At 62.2% G+C, this 20116-nt stretch carries 20 protein-coding genes; 15 read left to right on the top strand and 5 right to left on the bottom strand.

Annotation, left to right across the window (positions count from 1 at the left end):
* Nucleotides 1–44: 44 nt before the first annotated feature.
* Both H7687_RS22045 and H7687_RS00415 read right to left on the bottom strand, forming a co-directional pair.
* Complete coding sequence (locus H7687_RS22045) at nucleotides 45–299, bottom strand: GSU3128 family (seleno)protein (RefSeq protein ID WP_281376645.1); 255 nt, start codon at nucleotides 297–299, stop codon at nucleotides 45–47.
* 123 nt (nucleotides 300–422) lie between these two features.
* A complete protein-coding gene (locus tag H7687_RS00415; protein WP_183343969.1) occupies nucleotides 423–776 on the bottom strand; it encodes a hypothetical protein in 354 nt (117 codons plus the stop codon).
* 243 nt (nucleotides 777–1019) lie between these two features.
* Between H7687_RS00415 and H7687_RS00410 the strand changes: the two genes are divergently transcribed.
* Nucleotides 1020–2351 carry a sensor histidine kinase gene (locus H7687_RS00410; protein ID WP_183343967.1) on the top strand — a complete coding sequence of 444 codons (1332 nt, stop codon included), beginning with the start codon at nucleotides 1020–1022 and terminating at the stop codon, nucleotides 2349–2351.
* A 360-nt stretch (nucleotides 2352–2711) separates the two neighbouring features.
* Nucleotides 2712–5087 (top strand): PAS domain S-box protein, encoded by a 2376-nt coding sequence (locus tag H7687_RS00405; protein ID WP_183343965.1) that lies wholly within the window; start codon nucleotides 2712–2714, stop codon nucleotides 5085–5087.
* A 106-nt stretch (nucleotides 5088–5193) separates the two neighbouring features.
* On the opposite strand, the gene H7687_RS00400 is transcribed toward H7687_RS00405, so the two are convergent.
* Complete coding sequence (locus H7687_RS00400) at nucleotides 5194–5640, bottom strand: single-stranded DNA-binding protein (protein WP_183343963.1); 447 nt, start codon at nucleotides 5638–5640, stop codon at nucleotides 5194–5196.
* A 117-nt stretch (nucleotides 5641–5757) separates the two neighbouring features.
* Here H7687_RS00400 and H7687_RS00395 point away from each other — a divergent pair, with 117 nt between their 5' ends.
* From H7687_RS00395 to H7687_RS00350, 10 genes are all read left to right on the top strand, one after another.
* A complete protein-coding gene (locus H7687_RS00395) occupies nucleotides 5758–6453 on the top strand; it encodes a lysophospholipid acyltransferase family protein (protein ID WP_183343961.1) in 696 nt (231 codons plus the stop codon).
* Nucleotides 6454–6636: a hypothetical protein gene (locus H7687_RS00390; protein WP_183343959.1), complete on the top strand. Its 183-nt coding sequence runs from the start codon at nucleotides 6454–6456 to the stop codon at nucleotides 6634–6636.
* 28 nt (nucleotides 6637–6664) lie between these two features.
* On the top strand, nucleotides 6665–7060 hold the full coding sequence (locus H7687_RS00385) for a hypothetical protein (protein ID WP_183343957.1): 396 nt from the start codon (nucleotides 6665–6667) through the stop codon (nucleotides 7058–7060).
* Between the two features lie 87 nt (nucleotides 7061–7147).
* On the top strand, nucleotides 7148–8824 hold the full coding sequence (locus H7687_RS00380; protein ID WP_183343955.1) for a ribonuclease J: 1677 nt from the start codon (nucleotides 7148–7150) through the stop codon (nucleotides 8822–8824).
* Nucleotides 8825–8901: 77 nt separating this feature from the next.
* On the top strand, nucleotides 8902–11229 hold the full coding sequence (locus tag H7687_RS00375) for a DNA translocase FtsK (protein ID WP_183343953.1): 2328 nt from the start codon (nucleotides 8902–8904) through the stop codon (nucleotides 11227–11229).
* Between the two features lie 115 nt (nucleotides 11230–11344).
* Nucleotides 11345–11911 carry a glycine cleavage system transcriptional repressor gene (locus H7687_RS00370; RefSeq protein WP_183343951.1) on the top strand — a complete coding sequence of 189 codons (567 nt, stop codon included), beginning with the start codon at nucleotides 11345–11347 and terminating at the stop codon, nucleotides 11909–11911.
* A 7-nt stretch (nucleotides 11912–11918) separates the two neighbouring features.
* The gene (gene def, locus H7687_RS00365) at nucleotides 11919–12425 is read left to right on the top strand and encodes a peptide deformylase (protein WP_183343949.1); all 507 of its coding nucleotides are present in this window, start codon (nucleotides 11919–11921) and stop codon (nucleotides 12423–12425) included.
* A 125-nt stretch (nucleotides 12426–12550) separates the two neighbouring features.
* Nucleotides 12551–13267: a cytochrome c biogenesis protein gene (locus H7687_RS00360; protein WP_183343947.1), complete on the top strand. Its 717-nt coding sequence runs from the start codon at nucleotides 12551–12553 to the stop codon at nucleotides 13265–13267.
* A 114-nt stretch (nucleotides 13268–13381) separates the two neighbouring features.
* Nucleotides 13382–13798: a GxxExxY protein gene (locus H7687_RS00355; protein ID WP_183343938.1), complete on the top strand. Its 417-nt coding sequence runs from the start codon at nucleotides 13382–13384 to the stop codon at nucleotides 13796–13798.
* 72 nt (nucleotides 13799–13870) lie between these two features.
* On the top strand, nucleotides 13871–14548 hold the full coding sequence (locus H7687_RS00350; protein ID WP_183343936.1) for a cytochrome c biogenesis ResB family protein: 678 nt from the start codon (nucleotides 13871–13873) through the stop codon (nucleotides 14546–14548).
* 35 nt (nucleotides 14549–14583) lie between these two features.
* Here H7687_RS00350 and H7687_RS00345 read toward each other — a convergent pair whose 3' ends face one another.
* Nucleotides 14584–15165, bottom strand: coding sequence for a peptidylprolyl isomerase (locus H7687_RS00345; RefSeq protein ID WP_183343934.1), 582 nt, complete (start codon nucleotides 15163–15165; stop codon nucleotides 14584–14586).
* A gap of 158 nt (nucleotides 15166–15323) precedes the next feature.
* Here H7687_RS00345 and H7687_RS00340 point away from each other — a divergent pair, with 158 nt between their 5' ends.
* From H7687_RS00340 to H7687_RS00330, 3 genes are all read left to right on the top strand, one after another.
* Nucleotides 15324–16733: a phosphoglucomutase/phosphomannomutase family protein gene (locus H7687_RS00340; RefSeq protein WP_183343932.1), complete on the top strand. Its 1410-nt coding sequence runs from the start codon at nucleotides 15324–15326 to the stop codon at nucleotides 16731–16733.
* 99 nt (nucleotides 16734–16832) lie between these two features.
* On the top strand, nucleotides 16833–17324 hold the full coding sequence (locus H7687_RS00335; protein ID WP_183343930.1) for a roadblock/LC7 domain-containing protein: 492 nt from the start codon (nucleotides 16833–16835) through the stop codon (nucleotides 17322–17324).
* 82 nt (nucleotides 17325–17406) lie between these two features.
* A complete protein-coding gene (locus tag H7687_RS00330) occupies nucleotides 17407–17994 on the top strand; it encodes a GTP-binding protein (RefSeq protein ID WP_183343928.1) in 588 nt (195 codons plus the stop codon).
* 223 nt (nucleotides 17995–18217) lie between these two features.
* Here the strand turns inward: H7687_RS00330 and uvrC are convergent, their stop codons facing one another.
* Nucleotides 18218–20053: an excinuclease ABC subunit UvrC gene (uvrC, locus tag H7687_RS00325; RefSeq protein WP_183343927.1), complete on the bottom strand. Its 1836-nt coding sequence runs from the start codon at nucleotides 20051–20053 to the stop codon at nucleotides 18218–18220.
* Between the last annotated feature and the right edge of the window lie 63 nt (nucleotides 20054–20116).

Genomic DNA, 20116 nt, shown 5'->3' with positions numbered 1-20116 from the left:
ACAACCCCGCCTTATCCCCTGTATCCCCTTCATCCCTGTTAGCACTACAGTTCTTTTAAGATTTCTTCCTGGCTGCGCACGAAGTTCTTGGCCCGTCCCGACGGCGCGATGATGCCGTAGGCCATGGCCTCGTTGAGTTCCGCTTCGGTGGCGCCTGCTTCCTTCGCGACCGCGAAGTGCTTCTTCAGTCAGTCGGGACAACCGACGGCCACGGCGCAGGCGACACGGATCAGTTCCCGGTACTTGACCTCGAGAACCTCCTCATACTCGAAATCCAAAATCTTCTTGCGGATTTTCATGGTCCACCTCCTTGCAGGGGGAGCTGTCTGGCGAGCGTCTACATAACTAGCACAAACGCGCGCCTCTGGAAACCTTAACCTGCTGTGGTGGCGGGGGAGGGCGCCGTTAGGGGGCGCCGCTTGCTATTCGGTGATGGGATCGGCGTGCGGGGAGCCGGTGAGCTTCCTGACCGCGATGGTCATGCCGCGCACCTTGGCCTCGAATTCGCCGTAGGCACGGACGATCTCGCCTTCGGCGCTGGCCACCAGCGCGTTCAACTTCCGCTCCGCGGCCTCGAGCTCCCTGCGGTACTGGTCCAGCTGCTCATCGACGTCCATCAGCATGTTCTCCAGCTTCCAGCGCCGGTTGGCCGGTGTCAGGGAGTAATCGTTGAGGATGGCGGTGATGTCATCCTCGGTTTCGCGCAATAGCGCCTCCGCCTCCCTTCTCTTTTTGATCGCCTGCCGCGTCTTCTCCAACGAAATGATCTTGGCCATGCCTGTTCCTGCTTGTTCAAATGGTGCGGTTTATCCAGCAAACCACCACATCATATTTGATTTGCGGGAACGGTGTAAATAGCTAAAACCGAGAGGAAAATTTCATCTCCGTGTCTGCACCTCCCGGCGGGGGGCACAGGAGCGCCGCCCCGATTCTCCTGCCGGAGGTGCGCCGTCGCTTGAAACGCGAGAAAATCCTGATACTTTTCCAGCTGTGCTGCTGGCCACTACCACGGAATGCAAATGAACCATTACGACTTCAGTGACATCTCGGCCCACGTGGCCGATCCCACCCGACTTGCCGCGCTGCGCGCCGTGGCCCTGCTCGATACCCCGGCCGAAGAAGCCTTCGATCGCCTGACCCGGCTGGCGACCCAGTTCGTCGATGCGCCGGTCTCGCTGGTCACCCTGGTGGACGCGGACCGGCAGTTCTTCAAGAGCTGCATCGGGCTGCCCGAGCCGTGGCAGTCCCGGCGGGAAACCCCTCTCAGCCACTCCTTCTGTCAATACAACCGCATCGCGAAGCAGCCGCTGCTCATCGAGGACGCCCGGCTCCACCCGTTCTTCAAGGACAACCCCGCCATCAGGGACCTGCACGTGATCGCGTACCTCGGTATCCCGCTCGCCACCGCCGACGGCTACATCCTCGGCTCCTTCTGTGTCATCGATGCCAAGCCCAGGCAATGGACTGCGGCGCAGGTGTCGGCGATCGAGGACCTGGCGGCTTCGGTTATGACCGAGATCCATCTCCGCTCCGAGATCCGCACCAGGACCCTGGCGGAAAACAGGATCCACGAGAAACACGAGGCGTTGTGCCGGGCCCATCGGGATTTGAAGCGGGAAAGCGAGGAGCGTCTGCGCACCGTGGAGCAGTTGCGGCAGATGGACCAGATGCTGATCCAGCAGGGGCGCTTGGCGGCAATGGGGGAAATGATCAGCAACATCGCGCACCAGTGGCGCCAGCCGCTCAACGTGCTTGCCCTGCTGGCCCAGGACCTCCCCATGACCTTCCGCCTGGGTGAGCTCGATGAGGGGTACCTGGACGACAAGGTGCGCAGGATGATGGAAGCCATCACCCAGATGTCCCGCACCATCGACAATTTCAGGAACTTCTTCAGCCCGGGGCAGGAGAAGGTCCGCTTCCGTGTGCTGGAGGCGGTGCAAAAAACCGTTTCCCTCGTCGATTCCAGCCTGCGCGAAGTCAGCATCAATATAGCCGTTTCCTCCTTGGCGGATCCCATGATCGAGGGTTATCCCGGGGACTACTCGCAGGTTCTGCTCAACATACTGATCAACGCCAAGGACGCGTTCGTGGCCAGGAAGGTAGAGCACCCGACCATCAGGATCGAGGTTGGGGAGGAGGATGGACGCTCCCTGGTGACGCTCGTGGACAACGCGGGGGGAATCCCGGCGGAAGTTGTCGACAAGATCTTCGATCCCTACTTCACCACCAGGGGGCCACAGGCCACCGGGATCGGGCTGTACATGGCCAAGATGATCATAGAGAGGAACATGGCAGGTTCGCTCACCGCAGATAACTTTGACCGCGGCGCGAGGTTCCGGGTGCTGGTCTGACGGCATCCCCCGATACTGTAACCGGCACCCTGTTCAGACATAAAAAGCCGTGCGACTGTCACAAGGTCGCACGGCTTTTATTTTCCCTCGTCGAGCAGGTGAATTGGTTCTAAGAATTGTATTGAAACGCTGAACGCGCTGTGTTAATGTTGCGCCCCCACTAATTAACTACAATTATAACTGAAAGGCTCCAAGCTTATGCTGACGTTCCTACTACAGTTGCGACGCCGGTATGTTCTGCTGCCCTTCTTCGCTTTGCCACTGCCGATGCTTATTCTGCATAGCACGGCGTCTCACCTCTGTTACGATCCCCCATGGCTCCTGTTTGTCACCAATACCCTTTTTGTCGGCTGCGTCAGTTTGCTGGTCGCTGTCATAGCGGGCCGCAACTACCAGGTTTCCGGGCGCATCAAGATGCTACTGCTGGGCGCGGCTATGTTGGCCGTGGGGCTTAGTGGCACAGTAGCCGGTATCGTGCGCGGGCTCCCCGGCGGCGCCAATCTCAATGTCACCATTTACAATTGCGCCGCCCTGCTGGGAGCGCTGCTGCATGCCATTGCAGCATTCATCCTCGCCGCGGGGTTACATCCGCAAACAGCACCCCGGCGGCGCCCGCTGCTGCTCGCCTGCTCCTACACCCTGGTCATCGTTTTCATTGCCCTGCTCATGCTGGGCACCTTGAAGGGGGTGCTTCCGCTCTTCTTCGTGCAGGGAACGGGGGCTACCTTCATCCGGCAGGTGGTCCTTGGCTCCGGGATTGTACTGAACCTGTTTTCCTTCACGGCCTTTCTGGCCACCTACCAGCGCAATCGGGAGCCTTTCCTGCTGTGGTATGCCGGGGCGCTTGCTCTGACCGCCACAGGTATGGCCGGTTTTTTCCTTCAGCACAGCGTGGGGAGCCCGGTGGGGTGGGTGGGGCGGTTCTCGCTCTATCTTGGCGAGCTGTACTTCCTGGCGGCACTGCTGGTCGCAGGGCGGAGCGCCCAATCGTCAGGTCAGTCTTTGGACGATGTCCTGGTGCTGGCGCTCAACGGCGCGGACGAAAAGATCCGTACCGCGTTTGCCCACGCTACCATCGGCTTTGCCATGGCGACCGTCAAAGGTCACTTCATCGACATCAATCCCGCCTTTACGGAACTCACCGGCTATTCGCTCCCCGAGTTGCAGCAACTGGGCCTGCCGCCATTGATCCACCCGGACGACCGCGAAGAAAACATGGAGTTGGCCCGCCGCATGCTCGGCGGCGAGTTGCCGGATTTCACGGTGGAGAACCGTTACCTGCGCAAAGGGGGGGAGCCGATCTGGGTGCGCAAGAGTGTCTCGCTGGTGCGCGACTCGGATGGGACGCCGCGCTGGACTGTTGCGCTGATAGAGGATATTACCCAGCGCAAAGAGGTGGAGCGTCAGCTGGCCCGCGAGTTCGATACGGTGACCCGGCTTCAAAAACTCAGCACCCTCTTCGTGCACGACGGCAACCTGCAGTCGGTGTTGGAGGAGGTGGTGGAAGCGGCCATCGCTATCGCAGGGGCCGATTTCGGCACCATCCAGCTGGTGGAGCCGGAAACGGGCGACCTGGTGATCGCGGCTCAAAAGGGATTCCCGCAATGGTGGATCGATTACTGGAAGCCTTCCGCGCATGGAAAAGGAACCTGTGGGGCGGCGGCAGCCACGGGTCGGCGCGTCATCGTGGAGGACGTCGAACAAAGCCCCATCTTTGCCGGGACCGACGCCCTGGAGGTCCAGCGGCGCGCAGGAGTGCGGGCGGTACAGTCGACCCCCCTGTTAAGCCGGTCGGGTCAGCTGGTCGGCATGTTCTCTACCCATTACCGGAGTGCCTTTCGCCCCGACGAAGCCACGCTGCGCCGGCTCGATCTCCTCTCCCGGCAGACCGCGGACATGATCTGCCGCCTGCGCGCCGAGGAAGCGCTGCGCATACAGGCAATGGACCTGCAGGAGTCCAGGCAGGAGGCGTTGAACGCCCAGGACGCACTGCTGCTGTTGAACCAGGAGCTGGAACAGCGCGTCCAGGAGCGGACGGTGAAACTGACAGCCATCAACAAGGAGCTGGAATCCTTCTGCTACTCAGTCGCCCATGAACTGGGCGGCCCCTTGAGGAGCATGAACTGCTTCAGCTCGATCGTCCTCGAGGAGTATGGCGAACGGATGGACCGGGAGGGCCGGAATTACCTGGAGCGGATAGCGGCGAGCGCCTCGCGGATGGGGCACCTGGTCGAGGGGCTCCTGCTGCTGTCCAAGGTGACGCGCAGGGAGATGGTCCGGGAGACCGTCAACCTCACCGCGATCGTCGCTGAGATCATCAACGAACTGGCGGCGCAGGAGCCGAAGCGTCGGGTGGAGACAACAATTGCCGATGCAACCTGGGGGCAGTTCGATCCGGCCCTAGCCAAGCTGGCACTGTACAACCTGCTGGGCAATGCCTGGAAATACACGAGCAGGATCGACGCAGCCAGCATAGAGTTCGGCCATTTGCGCAGAGGCAGCGAGAGTGTCTTTTATGTTCGAGACAACGGCATCGGTTTCGACATGGCCTATGCCGAGAAGATATTCCTCCCCTTCGAGCGGCTGGAGGCCACAGCCAAGTTCGATGGCACCGGCATCGGGTTGGCCACCGTGCAACGCGTCATCGAGATGCATGGCGGCAAGGTATGGGCCGAGTCCGAGCCCGGCAGCGGGGCGACCTTCTACTTCACCGAGGGGCTTGCGTCCGCATATTGATCCAGCCGGCGCAGTCGCGGCCAGAAACGATGCACAAGACACGAAAAAAGCCGCGATTCGAAACGAATCGCGGCTTTTGTGCTTGAAGCAGCAACTACTGGAGTGGTTAGAACGGGATCTCGTCGTCCGGGTTGAATGTCGGCTCCTCGTAACCGCCGCCCTGGTTGTAATCCTGCTGGGGCCTGCCGCCGCCCTGGCCGCCCTGGCGCTGGCCGCCTTCACCCTTGGCGGAGAGCATCTGCATCTTCTCGCCCACGATCTCGGTGGTGTAGCGGTCTTTGCCGTCCTTGTCGGTCCACTTGCGGGTCTGCAGACGTCCTTCGATATATACGGTCTTCCCCTTGGAAAGGTACTCGCCGGCGATCTCGGCCAGACGCGCCCAGAGGGTGATGTTGTGCCATTCGGTCTTGTCTTCCCAGTTGCCGTCCTTGCCCTTGATGCGGTCGGTGGTGGCCAGGGAGAAGGAAGCTACGGCGGTACCGCCGGCGGTGTAGCGCACCTCGGGGTCTTTGCCCAGGTTGCCTATGAGCATCACCTTGTTGAGACTTGCCATGGGGGTTCTCCTTTGTTCGTGTCGCGTTTTGAATTCCGGGAAGTGTATAGAAATCGGGGTCTCATGGCAAGCGATATTGTTTGACTCTCATCGGAAAAAAAAGTAACGTAACCGGTCATGCTGAGAGCTCGTATCTACCTTCTTTTCTTCGTTCCGTACACCTTGTTATGCAGCCTCGCCGCCGTCATCGGCGGAGTTTTCGACGCCTCCGGCAGGGTGGGTCACGCCGTCGCCAGGGTCTGGGGCATCGGCTCGCTCTGGGCCGCCCGCATCAGGCTGCAGGTGGAGGGGCTGGAACAGGTCCCGACCGAGGGGCCGGTCATCTACATGGGGAACCACCAGGGCAACTTTGACATCCTGGCATTGAGCCGCGCCATCCCGCGCTTGTTCTCCTGGGTCGCCAAGGAGGAGCTGTTCCGGGTGCCGGTGTTCGGCGCGGCCATGCGTCGGGCGGGCTACATCCCCCTCGACCGCAGCGACGGCAGGAAGGCGCTCCGGAGCATGAACCAGGCTGCGCAGCGCATCGCGGCCGGCGCCAGCGTGGTCATCTTCCCGGAAGGGACCCGCACCAAGGACGGCTCGCTGCTCCCCTTCAAACGCGGCGCCTTCATGCTGGCGGCCCGTGCCGGCGTTCCCATAGTCCCGTTCACCATTAACGGCAGCCGTGCCATCAACCCGCGCAACCGCATCGAGTTGCGGCCGGGGACCATCAGGATCACCTTCGGGGCGCCCATCGACGTCGCGGGGGTTCCGGAGGCGGAGCTCCTGGAGCGGGTACGTGCAGCGATAGCAGCAAACCTGGAGGTTAGTTAGATGGTCATGGTTTACCTGGCGCTGGCCCTTGGCGGGGTCGGTCTGATCGCGTGGGGGCTCCCCGCCGCGCACCGGCTGCGCTCGCCGTTCAACGTGGTTGCGGCCGCGACCGTCCTTCTGGGGGTGGTGCTCGCCCTGCTCGGCACGCTGCTCGTCGTCGCCCCCAATTTCTTCCAGGGGTAACCCTGAAGCCACAGGAAACAGAAAAGACATGGAAAAAGTCAAAACCATAGCGGTAAACGTCGCGGCGATCGCGCTGATCTCCGTCGTCCTGTTCTGGGGCAACGCGTTGTACCGGCAGTACGTGCAGTTCGAAAAGGGCGAGAAGGGAACCGCGTCGGGTGATTTCCCCGCGGCGGTGGCCGGCTACGAGGCCGCCATCCACATGTACACCCCGGGCAGTTCCATCGTTCCCCGTAGCGCACAGAAGCTGTGGGACCTCGGCCAGATGGCGGAGGCGAACCACGACACGGCGCGCGCGCTGATCGCGTACCGCGCCCTGAGGAGCTCGTTCTATGCCGTGGCCGGCATCTACTCCCCCGGACAGGAGTGGATCCAGCGCTGCGACGCCCGCATCGCCGCACTGGTGGCGCAGCAGGGGCGGTAGCGCGGAAGGGAGCCCGCGGCACAAACCGAAAATCAGAGGGGGACAGGCACCTGTCGGAGCCAGTCCCCGCAACCGCAAAGGATTATCTTGGAAGAAAGCAGCATTGAAAATACCGGGCTGAAGTTCGTGGCCCTGGGCGGGCTGGGCGAGATCGGCCTCAACATGGCGGCCTTCGAGTACGGCGACGACATCGTCATCGTCGACTGCGGCCTGATGTTCCCGGAACCGTACATGCTGGGCATCGACGTGGTGATCCCGGACATCGGCTACCTCATGGAACGTGCCGACCGGATCCGCGCCATCCTGCTCACCCACGGGCACGAGGACCACATCGGCGCGCTCCCCTACGTGCTGCGCGACATCAATCCCCCCATCTACGGCACCGCCCTCACCCTGGGCTTCGTCAAGGAAAAGCTGAAGGAGTTCGAACTCGACCAGAAGGTCGACCTGCGCGTGGTGAAGCCCCGGGACGTGGTGGAACTGGGCTACTTCATCGTCGAATTCATCCGCGTGGCCCACTCCACCGTGGACGGCTGCGCCCTGGCACTCACCTGCCCCGAGGGCGTGGTGATCCACACCGGCGACTTCAAGCTCGACCAGACCCCGGTGGACGGCGAACTCACCGACCTCCCCACCTTCGCCCGCTACGGCCAGGCGGGGGTGCTGGCGCTCTTCGCCGACTCCACCAACATCGAGCGCGAAGGGTACACCCTTTCCGAACGGGTGGTGGGCGAGGCGTTCGACGAGATCTTCCCGAACTGTCCCGGCAGGGTCATCGTCGCAGCTTTCTCCAGCAACATCCATCGCGTCCAGCAGGTGGTGCATGCGGCGCAGAAGAGCGGCAGGAAGGTGCTTCTGAACGGCCGCTCCATGATCGCCAACGTGCAGATCGCCCGCGAGCTCGGCTACCTCACCATCCCCGACGACCTCCTCATGGATCTGAAGGAGCTCCCCAGGCTCCCCAAGGAGCAGGTCTGCATGATCACCACCGGCAGCCAGGGTGAGCCGAGGAGCTCGCTGATCCGGATCGCGATGGACGACCACAAGCAGATCAAGCTCGAGCGCGGCGATACCGTCATCCTCTCGTCGCGGTTCATCCCGGGCAACGAGAAGACCATCTCCGACCTGATGAACCACCTGTACCGGCGCGGCGCCGAGGTGATCCACGAGAAGGTCTCCGAGGTGCACGTCTCCGGTCACGCCAGCCAGGAGGAGCTGAAGCTTTTGCACAACCTGGTCAAGCCCCGCTTCTTCGTCCCGGTGCACGGCGAGTACCGTCACCTGGTGAAGCACGCCCAACTGGCCCAGAAGGTCGGCACTCCGGAGGAGCGCTGCATCCTGGCGGTGAACGGCGACGTGGTGCTCTTCTCCGGCGACGAGGCGCTCATCGTGGACCAGGTCAACACCGGCCGCGTCTTCGTGGACGGCAAGGGGGTCGGCGACGTCGGCAACGTGGTCCTGAAGGACCGGAAGCACCTGTCCGAGGACGGCATGGTAGTGGTCATCGTCGGCATCAACCAGGTGAGCGGCGAGATCATCTACGGCCCCGACATCGTGACGCGCGGGTTCATCTTCGAGGACGAGAGCCAGCAGTACCTGGACGAGGCGAAGAAGGTGGTGCTGGACACGCTGGCCCTGGTCAGCACCGAGGCCATGACCGACTGGAACGAGGTGAAGCTGGAGGTGCGCCGGGTGCTGCGCCGCTTCTTCAACAAGACCATCGAACGCCGGCCGGTGATATTGCCACTGGTTTTGGAAATGTAGTTTTTCCCCCCTCGCCCTCCGGGAGAGGGTGGCCGCAGGCCGGGTGAGGGAGCTTTTGGTTCTAACACAGGTGCTTAATGACGACTGAAGAGAAGATAGAAAAAAAGGAAAAGGTGACCAAGGAAGTGAAGGGGATGGCGTTCGGCGTAGCCGGCATCTTCCTGTTCATTGCGCTCGCCTCCTTCCACGGCGAGGACCTCTCCTTCAACAGCGTCTCCACCTTCGCCCAGACCAGGAACCTGGGCGGGCGCTTCGGCGCGCAGCTGGCCGACCTCTTCCTGCAGCTCTTCGGCCTGGCCGCCTACATCTTCCCCGGCACCCTTATCTACCTGACCTACCGCGCCTTCAGCTCCGACCCCATCCGGTGGCGTCGCTACAAGCTGGTCGGCTTCGGCCTGCTGGTGCTTTCCATCTCCGGCCTGTTCGCCTTCAACCTGCAGTTCACCGAGTTCCTCGGGCAGCGGGTCCCGACCGGCGGCTTCGTCGGGTACCAGAGTGCGGAACTGCTCAAGCGCGCCTTCGGCAAGATCGGCGCGCTGCTGATCCTGCTCCCGATGCTGGCCGCGAGCGCCATGCTCCTGTCGCGCTTCTCCTTCGTCCTGTTCGCCAACTGGTGGCTGACCGCCCTCAAGGAGAGCTGGGAGAAGAGCAAGCAGCGCCGTGCCCTGCAGCGCGAGCTCGCCTCCGAGAAGGGGGAGAAGGAAGAGAAACCCCGGCAGCACGCGGCCCCGATCATCAAGCCGGCCGTGGTGCCGCCCCCGGTCCCCGCGCCGGTGGCCAAGAAGGAAAAGAAAAAGGACGACAAGAAGACCGCCCCGGTGCAGGAGGCCTTCGACTTCATCAAGGCCGAGGGGGACTTCAAGACGCCGCCGCTGTCCCTGCTCGACCCGATTCCGGAGGGCGCCAAGCGCCAGGACAAAGAAACGCTCACCATGAACGCGAGGCTCATGGAGAAAAAACTCAAGGACTTCGGTGTGGAAGGGGAGGTGGTGGAAATCTGCCCCGGCCCGGTCATCACCATGTACGAGTTCTCCCCGGGCCCCGGCATCAAGGTAAGCCGCATCGCCGGTCTGCAGGACGACCTGACCATGGCGCTGCAGGCGCACTCGATCCGCATCGTGGCCCCGATCCCGGGCAAAGGCGTGGTCGGCATCGAGCTCCCCAACCGCGACCGCGAGATGGTCTCCTTGCGCGAGATTTTCGCCACCGAGCAGTTCCACCGCGGCAAGATGAAACTCCCGATGGCGCTGGGCAAGGACATCGCCGGCAACCCGCTGGTCACCGACCTCGCCAAGATGCCGCACCTACTGGTCGCCGGCGCCACCGGTTCCGGTAAGTCCGTCGCCATCAACACCATGATCCTGTCGCTCCTGTACACCTCCACCCCGACCGACGTCAGGGTGATCATGGTCGACCCGAAGATGCTGGAACTCTCGGTCTACGAGGGGATCCCGCACCTCCTGCTCCCGGTCGTCACCAACCCGAAAAAGGCGGCACTCGCGCTCAAGTGGGCGGTCGAGGAGATGGGGCGGCGCTACCGGCTCATGTCGGACAAGGGGGTCAGGAACATCGACTCCTACAACCGCGAACTGGAGCGGGAGGAGAAAGAGAAGGCCGAGAACCTGGCCCGCGAGACCGTGGTGGTCGACGAGATCATCGAGGATGTCGAGGAGATAGAGGATCCGGATGACATGGAGGCGCGCGAGGCTGCCATCCAGGCGTTCCTCGCCAAGGAAGAGCAGCTGGAGCACGGCCACCTCCCGTACATCGTGGTCATCGTGGACGAGCTTGCCGACCTGATGATGGTGGCCGGTCGCGAGATCGAGGAATCCATCGCCCGCCTGGCCCAGATGGCGCGTGCAGCGGGCATCCACCTGATCCTCGCCACCCAGCGCCCGTCGGTCGACGTCATCACCGGTCTCATCAAGGCGAACTTCCCGGCCAGGATCTCCTTCCAGGTCTCCTCGAAGATCGACTCGCGCACCATCCTGGACGGCAACGGCGCCGAATCGCTCCTGGGCATGGGCGACATGCTCTTCCTGCCGCCGGGAACCTCGAAGATGCTGCGCGCCCACGGCGCCTTCGTCTCCGACTCCGAGGTGCAGCGCGTGGTCGAGTTCCTGAAGAAGCAGGGGAAGCCGGTCTACGAGAAGTCCATCCTGGAGATGAAGGCCTCCGACGAGAAGGGAGGCGGCGAAGAGGAGGAAGAAGTCGACGAGCGCTACGACGACGCCCTGGCCCTGGTGGCCGAGGCGAAGATGGCCTCCATCTCCATGATCCAGCGTCGCCTGAGGATCGGCTACAACCGTGCCGCCCGCATCATCGAGAAGATGGAGCAGGAAGGTGTCATCGGCCCCTCCGACGGCACCAGCAAGCCCCGAGAAGTGTTTATCAACAAGATCTAGGCAAGGGGACAGGCACCTGGCGGAGCCAGTCCCCGTTACCAGCTCAAGGGGACTGGCTCCGCAGGTGCCTGTCCCCCTTACCGCCAATTACCACGGACCTTTAGAAGGAGGCCCAATGAACCTTTGTCGCAAGCCTAACCTGGCTCATTTCGCCGTCACCATCATCGGCAAGGACCGCACCGGCATCGTTGCGGACACCTCCGAGGTGCTCTACAAGCTCGGCTGCAACGTCGAGGATTCCAGCTGCACCATGCTCGGTGGCGAGTTCGCCATGATCCTGATCGTCTCCCACGAGAAGCCCTTCTCCAAGAAGAAGCTGGAAGAGGAGTTCGCCGCCAAGACCGCCGGCACCGGGCTTTCCGCCTTCGTCAGGACCCTGAAGGACGACGAGGTCTGCTATCAGGGGCCGGAAGGCGAACTGTGCCTGATCTCCGTGTACGGTTCCGATAAGCCGGGCATCGTCTACCGCGTCACCCGCGAGCTCGCCGACCGCGGCGTCAGCATCGCCGACCTCAACACCAAGCTGATCGGCAAGCCGAGCGAGCCGGTGTACGTGCTGGTGCTCGAGGCCGCGCTGCCCCAGGGGCTCTCGGTGGATGATGTCACCGCCCTGCTGGAAAAACTGAAAAAGGAGCTGAGTGTGGAGATTTCGGTGCGACTCATTACGCCGGTCTCCCTCTGATTTCTATATGGCAGTCAAACCGATAGTCGTCTATCCCGACCCGATATTGAAGCAGGTCTGCGCCCCGGTGCAGGCCATCGACGATGAGATAAAAGAGCTGATCGAAGACCTGGTGGATACCATGCACGCCGGCCCCGGTTCCGTCGGCGTCGCCGCGCCGCAGATCGGCGTCTCCCGCCGCGTCTGCGTCATCGACGTCTCTAAGAACCGTCACGGCAAGGAGAACAACCATGGCCTCTTGCTGATGATCAACCCGGAGATCCTGGCCAAGAGCGGCGGCGCCGTGATGCGCGAGGGGTGCATGAGCGTGCCGGACTACACCGGCGACGTCGAGCGCGCCACCGAGCTCACCCTGCGCTTCACCGAGCCCGACGGCAACGTGCGCGAGTTCGAGGCCTCCGGCTTCGAGGCAGTGGCCATCCAGCACGAGATGGACCACCTGGACGGTTTCCTGTTCCTGGACCGCATCGCCTCGCTGAAGACCGGCCTGTTCCGCAGGAAAAGCTACAAATAAACCAAACCATTGGCCACGGAGAAAATCTGAGGAAATCTGAGAAAACCTGAAACCTTTATTTTTGGTTTTTCTCTGTGCCCTCTGTGCACCTCCGTGTCCTCTGTGGTAAAGCTTCTGGGTTCCCTATGAAATGGCTTCTCATCACATCCGCGCTGCTCTACGTCGCCTCCATCCGCCGGCCGATTTTCGTGGCGGCGCTCGGCTGCAGCCTGGCCTACCTCGCCTCGCGCGGCATGGGGCTGGGACGGCTCCCCCTGATCGGCCCCCAGGACACCCTGGCCTTCTTCTCCGGCTCGCTCGGCCTGATGGCGCTCCCCTTCATCTATAGCCACCAGACCCGGGGCGTGCGCTGGTTCTGCTGGGGGTGCGGCGCGCTGGCCGGCCTCTTCGCCGCCCTGGCGCTTCCCTTCCCGACCATCAACATGCCGCTGCCGCCCATCCTCGACACCTACTGGTTCGAGCTGCACGTGGCGCTGGCCTTCTTCGCCTATGCCCTCTTCGGCATCGCGGCGCTGCTGGGCGTGGCCTTCCTGCAGGGCGGCGGCAAGCCGGCGCTCGACCTGCAGTACCGCGCCGCGCTGGTCGGCTACAGCTTCTTCTCCCTTTCCATGGTTTCCGGCGGCATCTGGGGCTACTACGCCTGGGGCACCTACTGGCTCTGGACCGCGAAGGAACTCTGGACCTCCATCCTCTGGATCTTCTACTCGCTCTACCTGCACCTGCGCCTGAAAGGGCAGGCCTGGGAGCGCGGCTTCGCCTGGCTGGGCATCGTCGGCTTCCTGGTGACGCTGTTCACCTACCTGGGCGTCAGCATGCTGATGCGGAGCTCGCACAGCTTCTAGAGGCAAAGTCAACGGTGTCGCACACGGATTATACGGAGTAAGCTGATTAGAGCGGATTAAAATCGGATTCCGTACGGTAGAATCTTTTCAATTTCTCGGGCATGGGAGGTTGAAATGATTCATGAAGAGACAACGGACAGGATACTGAAGGGGTTTTTCAAAGTTTATAACACTTTGGGCTTTGGATTTCTGGAGAAGGTGTACGAAAACGCTCTGGTGATCGAGCTGGCTAAGTTGGGGCTTGAGGTTAATCAGCAACCGAAAATTCCAGTCTATTACGACGGCTTGCTCGTAGGAGAGTATTTCGCCGATGTCGTTGTCCAAGACGTTGTCATCCTCGAGTTAAAAGCTGCAGAAGCATTACGTGACGAGCATTACGCTCAACTGACGAATTATCTTAAAGCGTCGGATAAGGAACTAGGGTTGCTCCTGAACTTCGGTAAAAAACCGCAGTTCAAGAGAATAATTTTCTCAAATGATGTAAAGCAGGCTTTGCGCAAAGGCGAATTCAAAGGCGGTGTTCATCTATAAGATTTATCCGCAGTTATTGCCTTGGTTTCCGCGAAATCCGTGTGCGATGCATTTGATTTATGGAGCGTGAAAGTGCTGAAAGCCATCTACTCTCGACTAACCTCCCTCAACCTCGGCCTCTGGCTCATGACCGGGGTCATGGTCACCCTGGCCCTGGGCTCCTTCTCCAGCGCCAGCTCGGAGCAGGGCGGCCTCAACGACATGCCGCTCCTCTTCTGGCTGCAGCGCGCGCCCTTGGGCTACTCCTGGTGGCTCTGGCTCTGCGTCGCCTGCATCGCGGTCCTCTTCGTCAACGCCCTCGTCTGCTCCATCGACGCCCTGCGCCGCAAAGGGCGCAGCGTGGCGCCGCACCTGATGCACGCGGGCTTCCTGCTCATCGTCCTGGCGCACCTCCTCTCCGCCTACGGCGGCTTCAAACAGCAGATGCAGTTGCCGCAGGGGGACTCCTTCGGCTTCCCGGACGGCGAGCGGGTCGTTGTGGAAAGAATTACGGGGCAGGTGGGGCCCATGGGGATGATGAGCGGCTACCGCGCCGACCTCCGTCTCTCGGACGGCCTGCACGCCGTGCAGCCCAACCAGCCGCTCTTTCACAAGGGGTACGGCATCTACGTCAAGGACGTGGCGCTCAGCCCGGTGCCGGTGGCGCTCTTCGAAGTGCACAAGGAGCCGGGTGCGTTGACGGCATTCATCGGTGCGTTGATCTTTACGGTGGGGAACCTGATGCTGCTGGCGCAGCGCAAGGGGAGATGAAAAGGAAAGGGGCGCCTCGCGGCGCCCCTTTTTGCTTACTTGAGGACTTTGACGCTCTTGATGATCATCGGCGTCTGCGGTACGTCCGGCATGCCGTTGGCGCCCTTGCCGGTCTTGGTGGCCGCGATCTTGTCGACCACGTCCATCCCTTCCAGCACCTTGCCGAACACGGCGTAGCCGTACCCCATCTGCCCACCGCCCGGCCTGTGGTTCAGGAAGTCGTTGTTCACGGTGTTGATGAAGAACTGCGCCGTGGCGGAGTCGACCACCATGGTGCGGGCCATGGCGATGGTGCCGCGCTCGTTTTTCAGCCCGTTGGCCGCCTCGTTCTTGATCGGGGCCTTGGTCGCTTTCGGATTCAGGTCCTGCCCGAAGCCGCCACCCTGGATCATGAAGTTGGGGATGACGCGGTGGAAGATGGTCCCGTTGTAGAAGCCGCTGTTCGCATAGTCGAGGAAGTTCTTGACCGAGATGGGCGCTTTTTCCTGGTTCAACTCGACCTTGATGTTGCCCTGGTTGGTCTCGATCAGCACCACCGGGTTCTTCGTCTCGGCGGCGACTGCGCCGCCCGCCAGGAAGAGCCCCAGGATCAGAGCGTAGATGAATCTCTTCAGCATGTTTTCGTACCTCCTCTGGGATTGGTAATCGTTGCATCCTTATAAGCCAATCCCCGGCTGCGGTCAACCACTTCAAAGCTTTTCGGGCAAGTAAGGGTTGACAGATCAGGCGCCGCCGTGGAAAATGCCCCATCATTAACGTTTATGGAGGATTGCTCTTGCAGATACAATTCGGTACCGACGGGTGGCGCGGAGTCATCGCGGACACCTTCACCTTTGAAAACCTCTCCCTGGTGGCGCAGGCCACCATGGATTATCTGCACAAACAGGGTCTTGCGCAAAAAGGACTGGTGATCGGCTACGACCGACGCTTCCTCTCCAAGGAGTTCGCCGAGCGGGTCGCCGCCATCGCGGCCGGCAACGGCATCAAGACCTGGCTCTCACAGGAGTACGCACCCACCCCCGCCGTTTCCTGGGCGGTTCACGAGAAAAAGGCCGGCGCCGGGGTCATGATCACGGCCAGCCACAACCCGCCGCGCTACAACGGCTTCAAGGTCAAGGAATCCTTCGGCGGCTCCGCGCGTCCTTCCACCACCAAGGTGCTGGAGCAGATGGTGGCCGAGAACCAGGCCGCGTCCCGCCCGGTGCAGGCGCTGGAGTTGGCCGAAGCGCAGGCGACCGGGCAGGTCGAGCTCTTCGACGCCACGGCTCCCTACCTGGCCCAGCTGGGCCGCTACGTCGACCTGGAGTTGATCCGCTCCGCCGGCATCAAGGCGGTGGTGGACCCGATGTTCGGTGCCGGATCCGGCCTTTTGCCGCTGCTGGTCCCGGGCCTCGAGGAGATCCACGGTGCCGAGAACCCTTCCTTCGGCGGCCACCCCCCCGAGCCGATCGCCGAGCACCTGGGCGAGTTGTCCGCGCTGGTCGAGGCCGGGAACTTCCAGGTGGGGCTGGCCCTGGACGGCGATGCCGACCGCATCGGCGCCGTCGACGAGACCGGCGAATTCTTCTCCTCGCACCGCATCTTCACCGTGCTGCTGCGCCACCTCTACGAGAGGAAAGGGGTGCGCGGCGCCGTGGTCAAGACCGTCTCCACCACCCAGATGATCGACCTCCTGGCGCAAAAGTACGGCCTGGAACTCTTTGAGACCCAGATCGGCTTCAAGCACATCTGCGAGATGATGCTGGAAAACGACATCCTCATGGGGGGGGAGGAGTCCGGCGGCCTCGGCGTCAAGGGGCACATCCCGGAGCGCGACGGCATCCTGATGGGGCTCCTGCTCCTGGAGGCGATGGCCATGAGCGGCAAGGGGCTGCGGGCCCTCTTGGAAGAGACCATGGACGAGATCGGCCACTTCCACTACTCCCGCATCGACCTCCCCATCGACCCGCAGGCGAAGCGGCAACTGCTGGAGCGGATGCAGGAGGGGGGCATCACCAGCATCGCCGGCTTCGCGGTCGCGCGCCACAATTTCAGCGACGGTTTCAAGTTCATCTTCGAGGACGGCGCCTGGCTTCTGATACGTCCCTCGGGGACTGAGCCGGTGCTCAGACTGTACAGCGAGGCGGGTGATCCGGAGAAGGTTGCCCTGCTCCTGAAGGCGGCGCGTGGCATAGCGGGCGTGTAAGGAGCGGTTATCGCTCAGGCAATTACCTTGAAATGGCGTAACGCTTCTGTTATAGAATAAGCTTCGCAGCAAAAGTACCCCCCCACCAAGGAGACATTCATGTCGAATCCTCAGTTGATTATGTACGATGAGGAATTCAAACAGATAAACGTCGCGCTCGAGAAGCTGCTGCGCGAGGCTAACGCGAAGGTGATCTTCCTGGTGGACAAAAACGGCCAGCTGATCACCGGTTGCGGCGAGACCGAGCGCTTCGACACCACCTCGCTTGCTTCGCTCACCGCCGGCAACATCGCCGCCACGGGCGGTCTGGCCAAGCTGATCGGCGAGAAGGAATTCTCCATCCTCTTCCACGAGGGCGAGAAGGACAACCTGCACATCTCCATCGTCGCCGGCCGCGTCATCCTGGTGGTGCTCTTCGACACCCGCTCTTCGCTGGGGCTGGTCCGTCTGCGGGTCAAGAAAGCCTCCGAGGAACTCACCGCCATCTTCAACCGTCTGCTGCAGAAGAACGAGGAGAAGGAGAAGAGCGGCGACAGCGAGTTCCCCTTTGCCGAAATCACCGACGACGATATCGACAACCTGTTCAGCTAACCGGCATGCTTCGGTGGGATGGGGTGGCAGCGCGCGCCCCGGAAAACCCTGTGGTGCAGTAATTTATAAGAGGTAATGTAGGATGTCCTTCATCAACTACGCTTCCCGTGAAATAAACTGCAAGATCGTCTACTACGGCCCGGGTCTGTGCGGCAAGACTACCAATCTTCAGTACGTCTACCAGAAGACCGCGGCCGACGCGAAAGGGAAGATGATCAGCCTCGCGACCGAGACCGAGCGCACCCTTTTCTTCGACTTCCTGCCGCTGGCCCTGGGCGAGATCCGCGGCTTCAAGACGCGCTTCCACCTCTACACCGTCCCCGGACAGGTCTTCTACGACGCTTCCCGCAAGCTGATCCTGAAGGGTGTCGACGGCGTGGTCTTCGTGGCCGACTCCCAGGAAGAGCGCATGGACGCCAACATCGAGAGCGTCGAGAACCTGCGCATCAACCTGATCGAGCAGGGGTACGACCTGGACAAGATCCCGTACGTGATCCAGTACAACAAGCGCGACCTCCCCAACGTGGTCAGCGTCGACGAACTGCGTCGCGAGCTGAACCCGACCAATGTTCCCGATTTCGAAGCCTGCGCCACCACCGGCGAAGGGGTCTTCGAGACCCTCAAGGCCATCGCCAAGCTGATCCTGTTCGATCTGAAGAAAGGGAAATAGCATACGCCGCCAGTACGGCGGTGACGAGATAAAGAGAAGGGGGCGCCGGATAAACCGGCGCCCCCTTTGTATTTGTGTTCTGCTTATCTCCCCTCGCCCTTCGGGAGAGGGGCGGGGGTGAGGGCGGCGGCACAGGCAGGACCTTACCTTCGTGGCATCTCCCTCACCCGGCCTTCGGCCACCCTCTCCCGGGGGGAGAGGGCACTCGGCGGAGAGAGGTGATCTAGGCGTCTTCTGTCCCCTGGTGCAGGTGTTCCCACAACGCCTTCGCCGCGCTCTCGGTCATCCCCGGTGCGGCTTTCAGTTCCTCCAGCGTCGCCCCCTGCACCCCCCGCAAACTCCCGAAGTGCTTCAACAGCGCCTTCTTCCTCTTGGCGCCGATCCCCGGGACCTGGTCCAGGCTGGAGCCGGTGAGGACCTTGCTGCGCACGGCCTTGTGGTAGGTGACGGCGAAGCGGTGCGCCTCGTCCCTGATGCGCGCCAACAGCAGCAGCGGCGCCGAACTCTGTCGAAGCGTGATCGGGTTCTTGCGCCCCGGGCGGAACACCCGCTCGTCGCTCTTCGAGATCTCCTCGCTTTCCATGTCCCTGAAGGTGCGGCTCTTGGCGAGGCCCGCCGCCTCCACCCCGGTCACTCCCAACTCGTCCAGTACCGCGTTCAGTACTCCCAATTGCCCAAGGCCGCCGTCGACCACGATCAGGTCGGGCTGCTCCTCGGTGGTCTCCGCCTTGAAACGGCGCGACAGCACCTCGCGCATCATGGCGAAGTCGTCGGACTGGAGCACCCCCTTGATCCGGTAGCGCCGGTACAGGTTCTTGTCGGACTTGCCGTCGATGAAGACGACCCGGCTCCCGACCGCCATCTCCCCTTGAATGTTGGAGATGTCGTAGCACTCGATCCTTCGCGGGGTGCGGGACAGGTGCAGCTTCTCGGCGAGTTCGGTCAACAGCGTTGCCGACGAACTCTCCTTGGCCAGCCGCTCCTGCGCCGCCGTCTCCGCGTTCTTCTGGGCCAGCTTCACCATCTCCAGCTTGGGACCGCGCTGCGGTGCGGCGATGAGCACTTTCTTGCCCGCCTTTTCGGATAAGAGCTCCTCGAGCGGACCCGGCTCCGGGATGGGGAACGGGATCAGCACCTGGGGGGGGAGCGGGGCGTCCAGGTCGTAGTACTCGTTCAGGAACGAGGCCAGCCCCTCCTCGGTCTCCAGTTCCCAACCGAACAGGAAGGTCCGGCCGCCGGTCACAGTGCCGCCGCGGATGTGCAGCAGGGCGATCTGCATCTGGTCCCCCTCGCGGTGCACTCCGAACACGTCGCTGTCGCCGCCTTGCGCCACCATCTTCTGGCGCTCCACGGTGACTTCGATGGCGCGCACCAGGTCGCGGTAGCGGGCCGCGTCCTCGTAGCGCATCTCCTGGGACGCCTGGTTCATCTTGGCGCGGTAGAGGCGGGCGATCTCGGTGTTCTTCCCTTCCAGGAACAGCGCCGCTCCCTCGGCGAGGGCCGCGTATTCCTCTTTGGTGATCAGCCCGCAGCAGGGGGCCGAGCATTGCTTGATCTGGTGATAGAGGCAGGGGCGTTTGCGCGCCATGCAGGTCGCCAGCGGGTAGTGGCGCAGCGGGAACATCTTGTAGAGCTGCTTCAGCACCTCCTTCGCCGCGGTGGCCGAGGAGTAGGGGCCGAAGTAGCGCGCGCCGTCGGACGGGATCTTTCTTACCAGCGACAGGCGCGGGAACTCTTCCTTCATGTCCATGCGCAGCGAGAAGTAGGTCTTGTCGTCACGCAGGTTGATGTTGTATTTGGGGCGGTGCTGCTTGATCAGCGTGTTTTCGAGGATCAGCGCTTCCTTCTCGGTGTCGGTGACCAGGTAGTCTACCGACTCGACCAGTTGCACCATGAACCGGATGTGGACGCGGGAGTCCCGGGTGTCGCCGACGTAGGCGCGCACGCGGTTTCTCAGGTTGCGCGCCTTGCCGACGTAGATGACGGTGCCGTCCGAAGTCTTCATGAGGTAGACGCCGGGGGAGGTGGGGAAGTTCTTGATCATCTCCTGGGTTATCATGAGGCGTAGTATAGACGGTTGCTGGTTAGAAGGGAAGGTGGGACGTGCTAAGGAAGCGGGGTG

Source organism: Geomonas paludis, assembly GCF_014193585.1.
GTDB classification, from domain to species: domain Bacteria; phylum Desulfobacterota; class Desulfuromonadia; order Geobacterales; family Geobacteraceae; genus Geomonas; species Geomonas paludis.
The sequence above is the reverse complement of the archived record's forward strand: the minus strand, read 5'-3'. Positions and strand labels throughout refer to the sequence as shown.